Annotated in this window: 20 protein-coding genes; 8 read left to right on the top strand and 12 right to left on the bottom strand. The window is 38.9% G+C overall.

Translation table 11 applies throughout. The annotated features are described in order from the left end of the window. Positions 1-90: 90 nt before the first annotated feature. From IRT38_RS01885 to cysK, 3 genes are all read left to right on the top strand, one after another. Positions 91-489, top strand: a complete 399-nt coding sequence (locus IRT38_RS01885) for a hypothetical protein (protein ID WP_227592127.1) — start codon at positions 91-93, stop codon at positions 487-489. Beyond that, positions 432-674 (top strand): hypothetical protein, encoded by a 243-nt coding sequence (locus IRT38_RS17480; RefSeq protein ID WP_227592126.1) that lies wholly within the window; start codon positions 432-434, stop codon positions 672-674. Before IRT38_RS01885 ends, IRT38_RS17480 begins: the two co-directional genes overlap by 58 nt. Before the next feature lie 121 nt (positions 675-795). Next, positions 796-1797 (top strand): cysteine synthase A, encoded by a 1002-nt coding sequence (gene cysK / locus IRT38_RS01880; protein ID WP_151723117.1) that lies wholly within the window; start codon positions 796-798, stop codon positions 1795-1797. A gap of 60 nt (positions 1798-1857) precedes the next feature. Here the strand turns inward: cysK and IRT38_RS01875 are convergent, their stop codons facing one another. From IRT38_RS01875 to IRT38_RS01855, 5 genes are all read right to left on the bottom strand, one after another. Beyond that, on the bottom strand, positions 1858-2376 hold the full coding sequence (locus IRT38_RS01875) for a lytic transglycosylase domain-containing protein (protein ID WP_042893722.1): 519 nt from the start codon (positions 2374-2376) through the stop codon (positions 1858-1860). A 362-nt stretch (positions 2377-2738) separates the two neighbouring features. After that, positions 2739-3302, bottom strand: coding sequence for a lytic transglycosylase domain-containing protein (locus tag IRT38_RS01870; protein WP_194596808.1), 564 nt, complete (start codon positions 3300-3302; stop codon positions 2739-2741). A gap of 327 nt (positions 3303-3629) precedes the next feature. Continuing rightward, a complete protein-coding gene (locus IRT38_RS01865; RefSeq protein ID WP_194596807.1) occupies positions 3630-3860 on the bottom strand; it encodes a DUF2798 domain-containing protein in 231 nt (76 codons plus the stop codon). Positions 3861-3864: 4 nt separating this feature from the next. Further along, positions 3865-4428: a flavodoxin family protein gene (locus tag IRT38_RS01860; protein WP_194596805.1), complete on the bottom strand. Its 564-nt coding sequence runs from the start codon at positions 4426-4428 to the stop codon at positions 3865-3867. A gap of 14 nt (positions 4429-4442) precedes the next feature. Next, positions 4443-4931, bottom strand: a complete 489-nt coding sequence (locus tag IRT38_RS01855) for a DUF2938 domain-containing protein (protein ID WP_194596804.1) — start codon at positions 4929-4931, stop codon at positions 4443-4445. A gap of 81 nt (positions 4932-5012) precedes the next feature. Here IRT38_RS01855 and IRT38_RS01850 point away from each other — a divergent pair, with 81 nt between their 5' ends. The 5 genes from IRT38_RS01850 (at position 5013) to IRT38_RS01830 (ending at position 11455) form a co-directional block, all read left to right on the top strand. Further along, positions 5013-5417 carry a helix-turn-helix domain-containing protein gene (locus IRT38_RS01850; protein WP_194596809.1) on the top strand — a complete coding sequence of 135 codons (405 nt, stop codon included), beginning with the start codon at positions 5013-5015 and terminating at the stop codon, positions 5415-5417. Positions 5418-5542: 125 nt separating this feature from the next. Further along, positions 5543-6793, top strand: coding sequence for an esterase-like activity of phytase family protein (locus IRT38_RS01845; RefSeq protein ID WP_194596802.1), 1251 nt, complete (start codon positions 5543-5545; stop codon positions 6791-6793). A 78-nt stretch (positions 6794-6871) separates the two neighbouring features. After that, positions 6872-8080: an MFS transporter gene (locus tag IRT38_RS01840; RefSeq protein WP_194596801.1), complete on the top strand. Its 1209-nt coding sequence runs from the start codon at positions 6872-6874 to the stop codon at positions 8078-8080. A gap of 155 nt (positions 8081-8235) precedes the next feature. Next, complete coding sequence (locus IRT38_RS01835; RefSeq protein ID WP_125299601.1) at positions 8236-10620, top strand: YgiQ family radical SAM protein; 2385 nt, start codon at positions 8236-8238, stop codon at positions 10618-10620. A 301-nt stretch (positions 10621-10921) separates the two neighbouring features. Next, complete coding sequence (locus IRT38_RS01830) at positions 10922-11455, top strand: DUF2726 domain-containing protein (RefSeq protein WP_004917136.1); 534 nt, start codon at positions 10922-10924, stop codon at positions 11453-11455. On the opposite strand, the gene IRT38_RS01825 is transcribed toward IRT38_RS01830, so the two are convergent. The 7 genes from IRT38_RS01825 to IRT38_RS01795 form a co-directional block, all read right to left on the bottom strand. Further along, positions 11452-11808 (bottom strand): RidA family protein, encoded by a 357-nt coding sequence (locus tag IRT38_RS01825; protein WP_004957219.1) that lies wholly within the window; start codon positions 11806-11808, stop codon positions 11452-11454. The two genes, IRT38_RS01830 and IRT38_RS01825, sit on opposite strands and share 4 nt — an antisense overlap. Positions 11809-11883: 75 nt before the next feature. Next, positions 11884-12087 carry a hypothetical protein gene (locus IRT38_RS01820; protein ID WP_126132075.1) on the bottom strand — a complete coding sequence of 68 codons (204 nt, stop codon included), beginning with the start codon at positions 12085-12087 and terminating at the stop codon, positions 11884-11886. Between the two features lie 61 nt (positions 12088-12148). Further along, positions 12149-13552 carry a cell envelope integrity protein CreD gene (gene creD / locus IRT38_RS01815; RefSeq protein WP_194596799.1) on the bottom strand — a complete coding sequence of 468 codons (1404 nt, stop codon included), beginning with the start codon at positions 13550-13552 and terminating at the stop codon, positions 12149-12151. A 75-nt stretch (positions 13553-13627) separates the two neighbouring features. Next, entirely contained in the window at positions 13628-15100 is a 1473-nt protein-coding gene (gene creC / locus IRT38_RS01810) for a two-component system sensor histidine kinase CreC (RefSeq protein WP_194596798.1), read from the bottom strand. Between the two features lie 3 nt (positions 15101-15103). Continuing rightward, positions 15104-15826, bottom strand: a complete 723-nt coding sequence (gene creB / locus IRT38_RS01805) for a two-component system response regulator CreB (RefSeq protein WP_151723108.1) — start codon at positions 15824-15826, stop codon at positions 15104-15106. Between the two features lie 298 nt (positions 15827-16124). After that, entirely contained in the window at positions 16125-17192 is a 1068-nt protein-coding gene (dinB, locus tag IRT38_RS01800) for a DNA polymerase IV (protein ID WP_151723107.1), read from the bottom strand. Further along, positions 17182-17943, bottom strand: a complete 762-nt coding sequence (locus IRT38_RS01795; protein WP_004917111.1) for a GH25 family lysozyme — start codon at positions 17941-17943, stop codon at positions 17182-17184. The genes dinB and IRT38_RS01795 overlap by 11 nt, the downstream gene beginning before the upstream one ends. Positions 17944-17945 lie beyond the last annotated feature (2 nt).

Genomic DNA, 17945 nt, shown 5'->3' with positions numbered 1-17945 from the left:
ATTAATACACCCCCTCCGCATACGCAGAGGGGGTGTTTTTTATTTGATATTTATTTTAATTATATAATTGTGATTGATTAAGAAGATGTTATGGATGAAATCTCATTAGAAAAAATTAAATCAAATCTTAAACAAGTAGAAAATATACTATCTAATTCTACTCGCGTACACATTGATCGAATTGAATATAGGACTTTCGATGAAGGGATGTGTGATGCTGTCTATTTTATTTGTAAAAAATCACAAGGTTTGAATTTATTAGAAGCATTTATAACACTGGTTATTCATGAACTTCATTTTTATGAAGAATGGGATATTCTTGAAACAACTACAACAGATTTAAAAAATATTTTTGATATTTGGTTGTTACCTATATTAGAGAAAGCTAATTTTAAAAAATTGACTGAATTAGAAGTCCAAGAACAAACACAATGGATAATGTATTCTATTCAAAAATTAATAAAGGAAAGTCAAAATGCAAAAATCTAAAATATTTTGATCGTTGGGGAATTTATCATAATGGTGGCAAGGTTCTTTCAATTGAAAGTTTTATTTTGCCTATTTCTTCAGATCTAAAATTAGCATTAGAATTAACAGCAGAGTGGAATGAGGTAGAAATATTTTATGAAACGTCCGATGAGTATGTGTTGTTCTCATGGTTTACGGGCGCATAATCAGTGAATAAAGCTATAAATAAGGGAAGAGCTTTTCATAAATCCTACGTTTTCTACTTTCCTACTCAGCTGACAAGCCTATAATGGTTGAGAATCATTCCAAATCTAATAAGGAAATAACATGTCGACCGATCAACAATTTCCAGTGCCTGCAAACTTAGGGATCGCAGTATATTCAAACAATGCTGAAGCGATTGGTAATACACCATTGGTTCGTATCAATCGTCTGATTAAAACTGGCGCAACAGTATTGGCAAAAGTTGAAAGTCGTAATCCTGCATTCTCAGTGAAGTGTCGTATTGGTGCAGCTTTGATTGCGGATGCGGAAAAGCGTGGTGTGTTGAAAGCGGGTATGCATATTGTTGAACCAACCAGTGGCAATACAGGAATTGCATTAGCATTCGTTGCAGCGGCAAAAGCTTATCCAATCACTTTGACGATGCCAGCCAGTATGAGTTTAGAACGCAGAAAAGTATTAAAAGCTTTAGGTGCGAATCTTGTTTTAACTGAACCTGCTAAAGGTATGAAAGGTGCAGTAGATGAAGCGGTTCGTTTAGCAACGGAAAATCCAGAGCTTTATTTTCTACCACAACAATTTGAAAATCCAGCCAATCCACAGATTCATGTTGACACTACAGGTCCAGAAATCTGGCAGGCAACCAATGGACAAGTTGATATTCTAGTTGCAGGTGTTGGCACGGGCGGGACAATTACTGGCATTTCTCGTTATTTTGAGCAAGTTCAGAATAAGCCAATTTATTCTGTCGCAGTTGAACCTGCTGAATCTCCAATCATTACTCAAACTAAAAATGGTGAAAGCATTTCACCCGCACCGCATAAGATTCAAGGTATTGGAGCGAACTTCATTCCTAAGAACTTAGATTTGGATTTGGTGGATGAGGTTGTACCAGTGAATAGTGCTGATGCGATTGAGTGGGCAAGAAAGTGTGCAACTCAAGAAGGCATTTTGGTTGGTATCTCAAGCGGTGCAGCTTTAGCAGCAGCAGCTCAAATTGCAGAACGTCCTGAAAATACAGGTAAAACCATTGTGGTGATCTTGCCTGATAGTGGCGAGCGTTATTTATCTTCTGTTTTATTTGAAGGTTTATTTGACGAAACTTGATTGCATTGTTGAGTGAGTAAAAACCATGCCTAAGCGCATGGTTTTTTTACTACTTCATTCTTATAAGGCTTTTTTTAAGGTCTTTTCATGGCGCTTAACTGAGCGTGCATATTTCTTCGCTTTATGGCGAGTCCAAAAACTACGTTCATAGCCAGTCGGTCCAACATTGTAATACGCTACGGCTTTTGACCAACTTCCAGCAGATTTGTAATAGCTGGAAAGAATATAAGCACCACAGTTGATATTGGTGTTTTCATCATACAAATTGCCAGGGCAAGATGTACTCCAATAGCTAGAAATAATTTGAGTTAGACCAATCGCACCTGTGGGCGAGCGCGCTGAGCTATTAAAATTTGATTCTTGGCGAATTAGTGCAGCAAGTAAAGTCGGTGAAACATCATAACGTTCAGCACTTTGCACAATCATAGGAGATAAACGATTGGCAGTATTTGGAGCAACAGAATAAGCATTTTGCAAACCTGAAGACAATTGATTAGATCGGTTTGCAAATGATCCGCTTAAACTACTGCATGCTGTCATACTGATCGCTATCATGCTCAAACTAATTTTTAAAATCATTCCATTAAATTTATTGATACGACTGTATTGATCAGTATGATTGAATAAGAATTGCAAAATAATAAACCAAAAGTACCAAGATGAATTGATGGTATTAACACCATGTAAATGAGTCAATAATAGTTATTTTACGATCATGTGAAGAGCATTGTTTGGACATAAAAAAAGCCCCGACATCCTGTCGAGGCTTTTTCATATTTGGTTTCTTGCCGTTAACTCCTGTCAACGACCACGTCCTGTGCTTCTTGTTGTTCTGAATGAGACTTCCTGTCTCTTTATGATTCTTATGATAGAGCTTTATACTTTAGTCGTATATTCGTTAATCACCGCAACTGATGTACGTATATACGTACATGATGTAATCATAATGCTTCTTTTAAAGCTTGCTCATGGCGTTTTACTGAGTTGGCGTAGCGATGTGCTTGATTGCGCATGTAGAGACTTCTTTTATAACCGGTTGGTCCGACATTGTAATAACCAAGTGCTTTGAACCAATCACCAGTCGCTTGATAGTATTTTGCAAGAATGTATGCGCCACAATTAATATTAATCTGTTCATCATAAAGATTTCCAGAACAGGTCTGTTGCCAAAACTTGGGACGTACTTGGGTCAATCCCACAGCATCTGCTGATGATCTGGCATTGGCGATATAGCTAGATTCTTGTCGAATCAGTGCAGCAAGTAAATGTGGGGAAATATTATAAAATTCAGCGCTTTGCAGAATCATGGGTGCGACACGATTTGCAGTCGTTGGATGAACAGAAAAAGCCGTTTGAATGCCTTGTGAAAATTGTTGTGAATGGTTGATTGTTGGTGATTTTATTGTTGTACATGCAACGATGAAGTAGGCACTAATAACTATAAAGCTGAGTTTAAGACATTTGTTTTGAAACTGAGTAAAAGAAAATCTGTATCGCGTTATCATCGTGAAAAAAGTGTGTCCATTCTATAAAAGCACGAGGATAGTAAAAAGAGGCCTAGTTCGGGTCAATGATGGTTCATAGGCAAAATCGTTGGTTTTTATATTTTAGGCTTGACTTTATTTAGAAAAAAAGAAGCCTCGACTTCCTGTCGAGGCTTCTTCGTATTTGGTGCTATCACCAACTCCTGTCGATGACCACGTCCTGTGCTTTTTATTATTTTAAATGAGACATCCTGTCTCTGTGTCTTGCATTCTAGGTAAGTATTGGCATGTTGTATATGCGTCAATCACCTGATTTCGTGTAGGCTGTGGCTTACATAGTTGAATATCTCAATGCTTCAAATTGGCTGTCTTTATTATCCATGCTACTAGCCTTTGAGCAATCGGTGCACAGACTAATACACTTGGAAATGCAAACATCCACGCCACAATCCAAGCTGACATCCACATTGAAAAGAAGTTATCAATTAAACCTACCGCTTTAAAGGTAGTAATTCCTGAGATGAGAAATGACATCATGCAAGATAATATGAATGGAAATAAAAGACTTGCTGCCTTCACGTAATCACCTCTGAATTGCATTTAAATTTAATGCAAAATTTTGCCCGAATAATTGGGCGGTTTTAATATCACCAAAATCAAACGCATTGGCTACACTTTGATGTTCAGCTTGCGCCATTAAACCTGACCAAGAACCAAGACGATTGAGTGCCTGAGTATAAGGTACACCTTGATGTTGTTCAGGTAGAACAGGATTACCAATCCATATCATACCGTGTTGCATACAAAAGGTGAAAAGTGAAATGAGTGTCGACTGTTTATCTCCAGCAGGAAGTGATGAAACCGTAAATCCTGCCGCGAGTTTTCCTTTTAGTCTTTGCTTTTTCCATAATGGTCCTGTGAGATCCATCAGTTGTTTGAAGGTACCTGAAACACCACCTAAATAAGTTGGACTACCCCAAATGAGTCCATCATATTGGGCGATAAGGTCTGGATGAGCCATCAATGATTCCGCTGTAAACAAATCAATTTGAATATTCTCTACTTCTGTAGCACCTATTTGAATTTGCTCTGCAATAAATTGAGTATGACCTTGGCGGCTATGGTAGATAATTGCGATAGATTTCATGGAGTCGTCCTCGATTAGAAAAAATTAAATAATTCAGCGGTGAGAAATAAACCACACCCAAAAATACTGTGATTGATCAAGCTTTTGATGCGGTTAATAAAAGGCTGAGGTGTTTTTGAGGCAGCGATACCTAAACCCATCGCGGGTTGCATGATCAGAAAAGGGATCAAAACAGTGATGACACCAAAGGAAAGTGCAGAAGGAAATTGAGGTTGAGCCAACCAATTTTGGCCTACCACTAAAATAAAGCTGAAAGAGAAAATGACACCCACACTGTAATGAGCAATCCAGCCAAGTAGATATTCATGTCGAATTTCTGGACTTTGAGCAATTGATTGATGCTGGATTTTTCCACGCAAAATCCAGCCAACCCAACGTCCAAGTAAAGCAAAATTTAACGTTGGGATATTGAATCTTTTTAATATCAACAACCAAATATCCATGATGATGGTTGCACCAATACCAAGTCCAAAAATGTAAATCAATCGTTCCAACACATTCATTTCATCACCTAGAGCCTTTACCAATAAAATCTGATAAATTGATTGTGCAAGTTCAAGTTAACTTGAAGTCAATGGGTATTTATTGATATTGGTGAAGTCGCAAAAAAAGCAAAGCTCACGACATCGACATTGCGCTTTTATGAAGAGAAAGGGTTAATCAAATCGATTGGTCGTCATGGCTTACGTCGTCAGTACAGTAAACAAGTTTTGGATCAACTGGCTCTCATTGCATTAGGTCGAGCAGCAGGCTTTTCATTGGATGAAATTGCAAGCATGTTTGGGCAGGATGGAAAGCCTGAGTTGGATCGGAAAATGCTGAATGATAAGGCAGAACAATTAGAACAAATGACACGACGTTTACATTTTATTAGCGAAGTATTGAGACATGCTGCGATATGTCCCGCAGAAAATCATATGCAATGTCCGACTTTTCAGAATTTTTTAAAAGCTGCGATTGCAGGTGAATATCAGCCCACAAAACTCTAAAACAAAATAGAGTTTTAAGGAGAAAGCATCGGATTGCATCGCCATAAAGATGTCATTTTATTGAAGTCAAAGTTTCATAAAAACTTGTTCTAATTTTTCTTGATTTTTACCAAATGTATAAAACCATGAACAAGAAAACTTTATTGGCTTTATTGTGCTGTAGTGCTTTGGCTTTAACGGCATGTAATGATGATGATCAAGATCAAAAAACATCGGTAGATCAAGTGACTGAGCCAACCTTGATTTCTTTTGCTAAGCTGCCTGTAGAAACCTATGCGATTGGACCTGATTCTGGCAACGCTGTCAGTGGCGCTAATGGTATTTATCCACCATTTAAAGGGCAACCTGTACAAGGTTTCTCGGCTGCTTTGAAAAATGAAGACGGTAGTTATATGGCGATGTCTGATAATGGTTTTGGTACGCAAGACAATTCAGCGGATTATTTATTGCGTATTTATAAAATCAAAGCCGATTTCAGAACAAAAAATAAAGGCACAGGGCAAGTTTCAGTCCAAAGCTTTATTCAATTACGTGATCCCAATAAACGTATTCCATTTGAAATTGTGAATGGAAATACTTCAGAACGTTTATTAACAGGTGCCGATTTTGATCCTGAGTCGATGCAACGTGCAGCAGATGGCAGCTATTGGATCGGTGATGAGTTTGGCCCTTACTTATTACATTTCTCAGCAGAAGGAATTTTATTGGATGCACCAATTGGATTGCCTAATCCTTTAAATTCAGCCCAAGAACTACGTTCCCCTCAAAACCAATTCAACAAAGCCAACATCAATTTTGTTGAGCCTTTGGTACAGCGCAGTGGTGGCTTTGAGGGAATGGCGATTTCTCCAGATGGCAAGTATCTATATCCTCTACTGGAAAAGCCATTGCTGAATGATGCAACAGGTCAACTTCTGATTTCTCAATTTGATATTCAGAAGAAAAGCTATACGGGACAATATTATTGGTTCGCTTTAAATAGCAAGGCAACCAATATCGGTGATTTCCAATTGTTTAGTGATAAAGATGGCATCATCATCGAACGTGATGCGAGCCAAAATAATTTAGGCGGGTATAAAAAGCTGATACGGATCACTTTGATCGAACCTAAACAAATGGTAGTACGTGAAGATTTGGTGGATTTAATCAAAATTGCCAATCCAAATTTACTCTATGGCACAGCGCGTGAAGGGGATATTGGAACAGGTCAGGTCTTTGCTTTCCCATTTGAAACGATTGAAGATGTAATTATTGAAAATGGAACGACATTAACTGTATTGAATGACAACAATTTCCCAGGTTCTTCGGGACGTAATGCCAAACTTGCGGACGACAACGAAATTATCCAGATTCGTTTGCCGAAAGCATTATTTTAAACGTCGGGTAAAATTAGCCGAAATGGTCATTCCTCATTTCGGTTGAAAGCGTATACTGATCAGGCAGAAGGAGTCCTCATGTCTGAATCAGTTACACGCCCAACCCATATTGAATATGGTTCAAAATCGTTTACCGCGATTTTATGGTCTTTGTTCTTTGCTGGTTTTGCTTCCTTTTCATCCTTGTATTGTGTACAGCCGATGATGCCGATCTTTGCAAAATTCTTTCAGGTCACACCAACGCACAGTAGTTTCCCTTTATCTTTTTCAACCATTGCACTCGCGATTGGTTTGTTGTTCACAGGATTCATATCTGATCGTTACGGACGCAAAAAGATCATGGTGTTTGCCTTATTTTTTGTTTCCATATTATTGCTGATTAGTGCTTCATTTCCGATTTGGGAAATTTTTCTGACTACTCGTATTTTTATTGGCTTAGCTGTGAGTGGTGTCGCAGCGGTTGCAATGACTTATATCGGGGAGGAGATCGCACAAAAAGATATCGGTTTTGCCATGGGGCTATATATTTCAGGTACGGCAATTGGTGGTATGGGGGGGCGTTTAATCGCTGGGGTTTTAGTTGATTTTATTTCTTGGCAATCTGCTACTTATATTATTGGTTTTCTAAATCTGATTATCGCTTGTTTATTTTATTTTTTATTGCCCAAATCGCAGCACTTTAAACCGTATCCCTTTCGGTTTTCTCGCTTTAAGGATGCATTTGAACAAAACTTAAAAGATTCAAAATTAAGGATTTTATTTGTCCAAGGTTTTATCTTAATGGGCTGTTTAGTGACAGTATTTAACTACATTAGCTATCATTTATTAGAAGCACCATTTCACTTATCACAAGCATGGATTGGTGTGATTTCGATTGCTTATCTAGCAGGCATTTATAGTTCGCCTAAAGCAGCACAATGGGGCTTTAAATATGGACGAGATAAAGTTCTGCCGATGATGTTAATGACGATGATGATTGGCTTGTGGTTTACACTCATTCCAGCATTATGGTCAATTTTGATCGGTTTGATTATCTTCGCTTTTTCATTTTTTGCAGCGCATTCGACCGCAAGTAGTTGGGTTTCAGTACAAGCAGTTCAATATCGTGCAGTGGCATCCTCGCTGTATTTATTCTGCTATTACATTGGTTCAAGTTTGCTCGGCAGCTTCGGTGGATTGGTTTGGGAGCAGTTTGGCTGGATTGGAATTAATTGGAGTGTGAGTGTGGTTTTGGTGATTGGATTAGTATCCGCTTTATATCTTGGTAAATTACAACGTTCAGCCTAAATTATTAAATCTGAATAAACTTTGTACAAATAATTTGTTATCTCCTTGTTCTTGAATGCTTTATAAACAGGGAAAATGAATTGAATTCATGTTAAAATGATCGGCTTTCATCTTTAGATGTCTCTCCTTCATCTGCTAGCCGAGATTCGCAAGCTATGTCTACTGCCTATACCAAGCAGACTGCGCCTAAAGCGCTGTTTGATTACGACAAATATTGGGCGTCGTGTTTTGAACCCGCACCATTTTTGCCGATGTCACGAGAAGAAATGGATCTACTCGGTTGGGATGCGTGTGACTTTATTTTAGTTTGTGGTGACGCTTATATTGATCATCCATCTTTTGTATCGGGTGTGATTGGGCGTGTGCTCGAAGCACAAGGCTTCCGTGTAGGTATTATTGCTCAACCAGATTGGACCAATGTTGAAAGTTTCCGTGTTTTAGGTAAACCAACCATTGCGTGGGGCGTAACTGCGGGCAATATGGATTCGATGATTAACCGTTATACGGCAGATCGTAAAATCCGTTCAGATGATGCTTATTCGCCAAATAATGAACCGAATAAACGTCCAGATCGTGCTGCCACGGTGTATTGTCAGCGTTGCCGTGAGGCTTTTCCTGATGTGCCAGTATTGCTCGGTGGGATTGAAGGTAGCCTACGTCGTATTGCTCATTATGATTATTGGTCAGACAAGGTTCGTCGTTCAATCTTGATGGATTCTAAAGCCGATTTATTAATGTATGGAAATGGTGAGCGTGCAATCATTGAAGTGATGCATCGTTTAGCTAAAGGTGAGAAAGTTCATGACATCACTGATGTTCGTGGTACTGCATTTATTATTAATAAACACAATAAAGCATCAAAAGCACAATTTGTTGAAATCGCAAGTAATGATGTGGATACGATTGGTCGTGTAGACCCAATTATCAATCCATATGTCATGACTGAAGATATTGATGGCTGTGAAGTTGAAAAAGAAAAAGGCAACTCACTCGCACAATATCAAAATTTCCAAAAAGAAATTGTGACCAATCCAATCGTTCGTGAAGGGGATCAACTTGATCCAGATACGCAGATCGTACAGTTAAAACCTGCGCCATCCAAAGCGATTAAACATAAGTTACCTCCACGTGAACTCGCTGTGATTCGTTTGCCTTCTTTTGAAGAAGTCGCCAATGATCAAGTGCTGTATGCGCACGCCAACCGTATTTTGCATCTGGAAACCAATCCAGGAAATGCTCGCGCATTGGTACAACGCCATGGCGAACGTGATGTTTGGATTAATCCACCACCAATTCCGTTAACAACGGAAGAAATGGATTATGTCTTTGATTTACCTTATGCACGTTTACCGCATCCAGCTTATGGTAATGCGCGTTTCCCTGCATTTGATATGATCAAATTCTCTGTGAATATCATGCGTGGTTGTTTTGGTGGTTGTACGTTCTGTTCGATTACTGAACATGAAGGTCGTATTATTCAAAACCGTTCTGAAGAATCTATTCTGCGTGAAATTGAAAAGATCCGTGATACTGCACCTCAATTTACAGGCATTATCTCAGACTTAGGTGGTCCAACGGCAAACATGTACCGTTTGCACTGTAATGACCCTGAAATCGAGAAGAACTGCCGTAAACCGTCTTGTGTTTATCCAGGTGTTTGTCAAAACTTACACACTGATCATGCGCCATTGGTTCAGCTTTATCGTAAAGCACGTGAAATCAAAGGCGTGAAGAAGATTTTGATTGGTTCTGGTCTGCGTTATGATCTCGCAGTATTAAACCCTGAATATGTCAAAGAGTTGGTACAGCACCATGTTGGTGGCTATCTGAAAATTGCACCTGAGCATACCGAACATGGTCCATTATCCAAGATGATGAAACCAGGGATCGGAACTTACGACCGCTTTAAACAAATGTTTGAGCGTTTTAGTAAGGAAGCAGGGAAGGAACAATATTTAATTCCTTACTTCATCGCTGCGCATCCGGGTACAACGGATTACGACATGATGAACTTGGCGATTTGGCTGAAAAAGAATGGTTTCCGTGCCGATCAGGTACAAACCTTCTATCCATCGCCAATGGCAACTGCGACCACGATGTATTATTCAGGCAAGAATCCATTGTCTAAAGTGGCGCGTTATACCGAAAATGTCGATATCGTGAAAGGCGAAAAACGTCGTCGTTTGCATAAAGCTTTCTTGCGTTACCATGATCCAAATAACTGGCCTTTATTACGTGAAGCACTGAAAGAAATGGGGCGTTCGGATTTAATTGGTAATTCGAAACAGCATCTGATTCCAACCTATCAGCCACAAGGCACGGCTGAAGGTGAATATAAGTCTGCTCGTAAGAAAAACTCGACCGTGGCTGGTGATTCTGTAAAACGTGGTCAACAGTCTCGTCCGCAGTCTCAATCGAGTCAGAAACGTCCTCAAAAAGGACAGGTGTTGACTCAGCACACTGGTTTGCCACCACGTGAAACTGGCGATAAAAAGCCATTTTCAGGAAAGAGTAAACCTAAGGCTAAAGCTCATCGTTAATATTTAAAAGAAAGGGAAACATAGTTTCCCTTTCTTTTCGTCTTGAAATGTCAAAATCATCACAATTTAATGAGAAAACTGTAATTTATAGAAACATAAAATGACAATATCAACTTGAATATTTAAGCCATGATGATTATAAATAAAGAGCAGAACAGCTTTTACGACTTTGGTCGACTACTAAAAAACGATTAAAAACTTTAAAGTTGCACTGCTAAAATGACTTTGCTATCGCTGTTATTGATTAAAAAAATGGCATAAAGCCAAATGATTATAAAAAATCTAAAGGGATTGGTTAGAAATGTATTATTTCATTACATTAGCTGGGTTGCTAATAATTGCAGCACTCGCGCTTCGGCGTATGCATCAAAATCAACGTCAAGATAGTCCGTTAAAACGCCGCGGCATTCTCACGATTTCTGAACAAATTACACTTATGCGCTTACAGGCTGTTTTGCCACGTCATACTGTACTTGCACACGTGTCTTTTGATGCTTTATTGACAACAAAATATGCGCATACACGCCGTAAGTATCAAGGACTAGTGGCAGATTTTGTTGTGCTTGATCAACAATATCAGGTTCTCGCTGTGATTGAGATTGCAGATGAGTCTTCAATTAATCGTTTAAATCAAAAATACTATCAAGATAGTTTGTTGGAGCTGGCTGGTTATAAAGTTCTACGCTATGGTAGTATTCCAACAGAACATGAATTACGTGAAGATTTGGTATCTGATCCTTATGAATCAAATACTATTATGACAACTTCATCTACCTCATTGCCTCAAACAGAACGTATGATGAAGTACAGTATGTTTGCTGCAAAATCGTCTTAATCTGGAAGAACAGCAGTAACGGTCATTTCCACTAGTACGTCAGGCGCATAGAGTTTAGATTCTACGCAGGTACGTGCTGGGGGATGACCTTCAGCAATCCATGCATCCCAAACCGCATTCATCGCGGCATAATCTTTCTCGATGTCTTTAAGAAAAATAAGCACTGACAAAATATGGGTTTTATCTGTTCCCGCTTCCGCTAGTAAACGATCGATATTATCTAAAGTCTGCTGTGTCTGAGCAGTCACATCTACACTGGTATCATCAGCTAATTGACCTGCTAAATGAACCAAATTTCCTGAAATTGCGACTTCGCAGTAACGAGAAGTGACATGCAAACGCTGCACAGACATAAGATTTACCTGAATGAATAACAATAGAAAAGATTGTACTTGATACGATTCTGATGCAGTGTAAATTTGTTTAAATTAGGTTGAAAAAGTTTCTATTTCCATTAATTTACGTTGTTTGAAAATCAAAATAGAGCGGGATTGTGGGCAAATAATAATATTGCCTAGATTCAGAAATTGAATTTTGGCTTGTCGAAGTTGATTTAAACAACTCGCAATAGAGCTCTGGTTGGGACATAGTTGTTTGAGTTGGCTCAAAGCTGAAGTGGTCGTGTGATACATGATCTTATTCCTTATCATCATTGTTAAAAATTGGGCAAAGATATGACTTTGCCCGATTCGTTTATATGTTTTGTTGTTCGGATTGATACCAATTGACGTGGCGTGTGATGTACATGACGCATGCAATTAAAATGAAAGACAAAATGGAGCCGAACAAGAACGTTTTTCCGCTGGATTGTAGTAATAGATACATCATGCCGTATAAAGCACTGAGCAAAACACCGAAGAGTATGGCGGCTTTAAAACCTTGAACGACGAAGTATAAATACCAAGTAATCAAGCCAATACATGCAACTGCCGCAATCAGATAGGCAAGGGAAAAAGCGTAATATTCACTGATTGATAGTAATAAGACGAAGAACACGCCTTGTGCCATGGCAACCAAAGCATACTGAACAGGATGAATTTTGAGATTCTTCAAAACCTCGAATAAAAAGAAGCAACCAAAGGTAATAATGATCACCATAATGCCATATTTGATGGCACGATCGGTTTGGGTATAAATATTAACGGATTCTAAAAACTGCGTTGAAATACCAGAAATGTTATTTGAAGATGTATTTGAAGTAGCATAAGTAGCTTCAACATCACTGATCAGATTGCTTTGAGTATTTAAAGCTTGGTAAAAACACTGACTATTTTCACAGGTTGAGAGACGATCTAAATTACGTTTACCTAAAGCAATATTTTTCCAGTCCGCTTCAAAAAGTTGTCTTTTGCTGAGTTTCTTAAACGGTAAACTTTGACCATCGTATTTCACATCACCCCAATTCCCTTTAGCTTGATATGTCATTTCGTAACTGGTTGGGATAAATGCAAATTCGCTTAAACCTTCTAGATCAAATTGCAGATTAAAGCTAAAACCTTGTTGGAGTTTTTGGATCAGTTCAGGATATTGCTTGCTGGTGATATGTAGTAGATCAAAGCCATGCTGTCCTTGGCTTTGTTCAGAAAAGTCAAATTTATAATTTTTTCCATCAATATTAAACGTTGGCTTGGCATTTAGACCGCGAGCATCTTGGATAGGGAAAATGATTTCAGCTTGATTCCAAAGATAGTTGTGTTGAGGTTCAATCGTAGCGCCTTTAAATACGCCTTTTCCTTGCATCTGATTTTGATAACTAATCGCTTTATACATACTACGTTTGTAGGTATTGTCTGAAACTTTAAATTGAGCCGTCCAGTCTGTTGTTTCTGCACCTAAGGTAATAAATGCTGTTTGCGTGCAATCGTAAGTTTTCTTTTGTTCATCGGTACATTTTGTTTGAATTTGATAGGGAAGTTTTAAATAGGGTGCAATCACTTGTTGTGGGCGAATTTGTTCTTTTGCAATGTCCTGAATCACTTGTTGTTGATAGCTTTGGCGCTCATCTACTAAGTTAGAGATAAAAAAAAGACCAATATAAAAAATCAAAATCAGGAACAAAATCGCTCCTATTTTCAGATTAATAAAGTTTCTGCGCATGGTGGATTCCATTGTCATTGTGGTATGACAAGTATCTCGAATCGATATGCGTTCTAAATGAGTTGTAATTGAAGCTTATGTGAAGTTTCGATGAAGTATAATTTTTACCAGTACTCCTGATTTGTGTTGCTCTAAGAAATCTAAATCATTTTCAGGGATATTTTGAATGGTGACGTGACCTTGATGCTGTTGGATAATCTGCTGCACGATACTCAGACCAATACCTGTACTTCGTTGCTGATTTTGGGGACGAGGTAATGAAAAATAGGTTTCAAAGACACGATTTAAAGCGTATTGAGGGATGGCTTCACCCTCATTGAATAATAGAATTTCAATACCATCAGTGACAGTGACGGTATTTGCCCTGAGTTGAATTGCGAGAAGACCTTGTTCAGAGCAAAAGTCTCTTGCGTTATCTAAAAGATTATTGATTGCTTGCTTAAGCCAAAAGGGATCAGCATAGATTCCGCAATATTCAGGAATATTCAGCTCTACTTGAATTTGTTTAATTTGGAGAGCACTCTGTTGTTGTATCACGCAATCCCGAATTAATTTTGATAAATCAATATTTTGAAACTCTAAAGCATGCTGATTTTTCTCTAAGCGTGTGAGCAGTAGCATGCGTTCGATTAAAGATTGTAAGCGATGACTTTGCTCAACAATATGTACTGCAAATTGTTGTTGATCTGCTAAGGGTAAATCATCTTGTAATAGTTCTGCACTGGCTTGAATTGCCGTGAGTGGGCTTTTTAACTCGTGGGTTAGCGTATTGACATAATTTTCGACATAAGCACGATCTTCGAGTTTCTCTCGCATTTCACTGAGCGCTTGAGTCACTTGGTTGAGCTCTTTTGCAGAATAGAAAAATGGAGCTTGATTGACGGGTGCTAATGCTTGAGCATAGCGACGCACTTTATCAATGCTGTGTCTTAACCAATATGCCACCATGCTTGCGAGTAATAAACTCAGTGCGGCGATCCAAAGCGCTTGATGAATCAGTTGACGTTCTGCGCGAGCAATATACGGTTGTACGGATTGATTTGGTTTACCAATGCTTGCTACACCAAGTAATTGTTGTTTGTAAATAATGGGTGCAGCAATATGCATCACGCTGCTGTTTCGATCATAAGGATTGGTTGCAGTCGAACGTGCGCCGTATTTGCCGCGTAAGGTCAGATAAACATCATTCCATTTGGAATAGTCTTGCCCAACGGCTTGACCTTCGGAGTCGTAGATGACAATACCGTGCTGATCTGTAATATACAGTTGTTGGTTAATTTCATCTTTTTGATGCTGCCAAATTGTGGCATTGAGTTGGCGTGATAATGCTGCTTGAATTTTTTGATCAAATTCAGATGTACTGACTTTTTGTTGTGCCACATCTTCTGCAATCAATTGGGCAATGATATTGGCATTCTCGGCGAGAGTATCTTCGACCACTTGACGGACATTTGGTTTAACCTGTTGATTCAACGTGTAGGCAATAAAGCTCAGGCTCAGCATAACCACTAAGCTAAAGAAAAACCAAATGCGGATAAAGATGGACATTGGTTAACCTAACTTCACTAAACTATACCCAAACCCTCGATGTGTCCGAATTGGATCATCATCAGGGGTAATTTGTTTAAGCTTTTGTCTTAAACTTTTGATATGGGTATCGACGGTGCGTTCTAAACTATGTTCAGGATGTTCCCAAATATGATCCATCAATTGCTGACGGCTAAAGACTTTTTCTGGATGTTGAATCAACAAAAACAACAAGCGATATTCATAACGTGTTAGTTGCAGTATTTGCCCATGATATTGAATCTGTAGCGATTGCGGATTACACGCCCACATCGTAGATTGCAGGATCGTTTCTGCTTGGGTGATTGATGGTTGTGATGAGATATTTTGCGCCTGTATTTCCATTCTGCGCCAAATGGCTTTGATTCGTGCCACAATTTCTCGTGCGCTAAAAGGCTTTGTACAATAATCATCTGCGCCGATTTCTAGACCGACAACCCGATCAATTTCATCATCACGTGCAGTGAGGAATAATAAAGGTGTTTGATATTTTTGGCGTAGCTGTTTGCAGACTTCAAAACCATTCTGATCAGGTAAACCAACATCTAAAATAATAAAATCAAAAGCTTGTTCTGAAAGATATTGTAGTGCTTGAGCCCCTGTATTTGCCCAGCTTACACTCCAGCCTTCGCGCTCAAGTGCATAGCGTAGCGGAAGAATAATCGCAGCTTCATCTTCAACACAGAGAATTTGTTTTTGATTCATCATGATTAACTAATCAATATTTTCTAATTTTATTGGGTTAGTTTAGCGGAAGATGTGGTTGAGAAAACTAGGAATACTCATTTTTATAATTATTTAATAAAGCAAAGGACACTTGAAGTGCCCTGTAATATTCGGATTTGATCGTCACGCCAACCACAGGAGCAAATGCTAAAAGCGAGGATTTCTTTAGCAAGAGCAAATGACAAGGATAATGTCACTGCGATGCTTAGAGTACTGAAAACCGCATAAAAAGCAAACATAAATTTGAACGAGAATTGTGCTTTTGCATAAAAAAGCAACGTTACCACAAGGAAAGTTGAGATTCATCCTCATGCGTCTGTAGTTGGTAAACGCCTAAACCGACTAAACGGAACTGAAAACTTTGATCAATATGCATTTCTTCGATTAATTGCAAAACCACTTGTTCTAAATCTTGCTGCGAGCGCAAAGGGAGTTTAAAACTCTTACTATGCTGCAAGGTTTGAAAGTTTTTGAGTTTGAGTTTGACGTTTACCCCACGAGCAGTCAGTTGTTTTCTTTGCAAACTGCGCCAGACTTGTTCTGCTAAAGGCTGCCAAGCATGAGCACATTGATTCAATGTGTAGTCATCATCAAAGGTAATTTCTTTCGAGATTTGTTGGCGTTCACGTTCTGCTTTGACTGGACGATGATCAATGCCTTGTGCATATAAATACAGTTGTCTACCGTATTTTCCGAAGTGATGGATGAGTACGTTCTCTTCTATTTTTTGTAGGTCGCCCAAGGTGTGTAAATTTAATTGATTTAATTTTTCATGCGTGACTTTGCCAACGCCAGGGATTTTATTCAGTGCTAAGTCTTGAATAAAATGTTGGATTTGATGGGGTTTGATTACAAATAATCCATTCGGTTTATTCCAATCGGATGCGATCTTAGCCAAAAACTTATTAGGTGCAACGCCTGCGGAGGCTGTTAGTCCTGTGACGGCAAAAATATCTGCGCGAATTTGAGTCGCAACTTCAGTAGCGCTCGGGATGTTTTTTAGATTCTCAGTGACATCCAAATAAGCCTCATCTAAAGATAATGGTTCGATGAGTGGTGTGTATTGCTGAAAAATTTGATGAATTTGTGCTGAAACCTCTCGATATTTCTCAAAATGAGGTTCAATCACCACCACTTGAGGACAAAGCTTTTTTGCTTGTCCCATCGACATCGCAGAACGTAGACCAAAAACACGAGCAGGGTAGGAGGCAGCGGCAATGACAGCGCGTGGGTGGTGTGAGGAAATGACCACTGGTAAATCTTTAAGTTCAGGACGATCACGCAGCTCAACTGAGGCAAAAAAAGCATCCATATCGATATGAATGATTTTGCGTAACTCATTTGCCATCTTGAATGCCTTGCTGCTCAAGAAAGATACGCCACTGGCGTGGTGAATCCGCATACACATTTAAATCAACTGCTTTAGGTATCCCATCAATTTTTCCAGTTTGGGTGTGTTGCCAAAATAGCCATTTACGTCCGTCTTTTAATTCAGGTTTAGCTTCGTAATCACGAACCCATAGCGGCGTATCGTTAAAGCTCCCCATCAAAACGATGTGATAAAAACTCTTAGAAATATAGAAAATAGGTTGTTTGCCATAATGTTGTTGTAATTGATCATGCATGACCTGAATTTCTTTGAGTAACTGTTCTTTGGTATAGGTATTAATACAATTACTGTCATATTCCAAATCAATCACAGGGGGAAGGGCATCTGCTTTCTTTGGAACAGTCGCGATAAAATTTTCAGCTTGAACTTTGCCATCACGACACAGGCGATAGAAATGATAAGCACCGACATGCAACCCCTGTTCGCGAGCTTTTAGCCAGTTGTCCTGAAACTTACGATCTTTAAAATCGCCACCTTCTGTGGCTTTGAGATAGACAAATTGATATTGCATCGGAGAGATTTTTTTCCAGTTAATCTCACCTTGATGATGTGAAACATCAAAACCGCGAATCGAATAATCTTGTGCAGAGGCTTTTTGTTGGTAGAACAAACCGAAATAACTGACGATACCTAACATGACGGCTAAACCGATACTGGTATAAGTCGGATAATGCTCAGAGAGTCGGTATTTCGCAGTTTTTTTCGCCATGT

Source organism: Acinetobacter sp. SK-43, assembly GCF_015351505.1.
GTDB lineage: Bacteria > Pseudomonadota > Gammaproteobacteria > Pseudomonadales > Moraxellaceae > Acinetobacter > Acinetobacter junii.
Note: the sequence above shows the minus strand (reverse complement) of the source record. Positions and strands in the feature narration are given on the sequence as shown.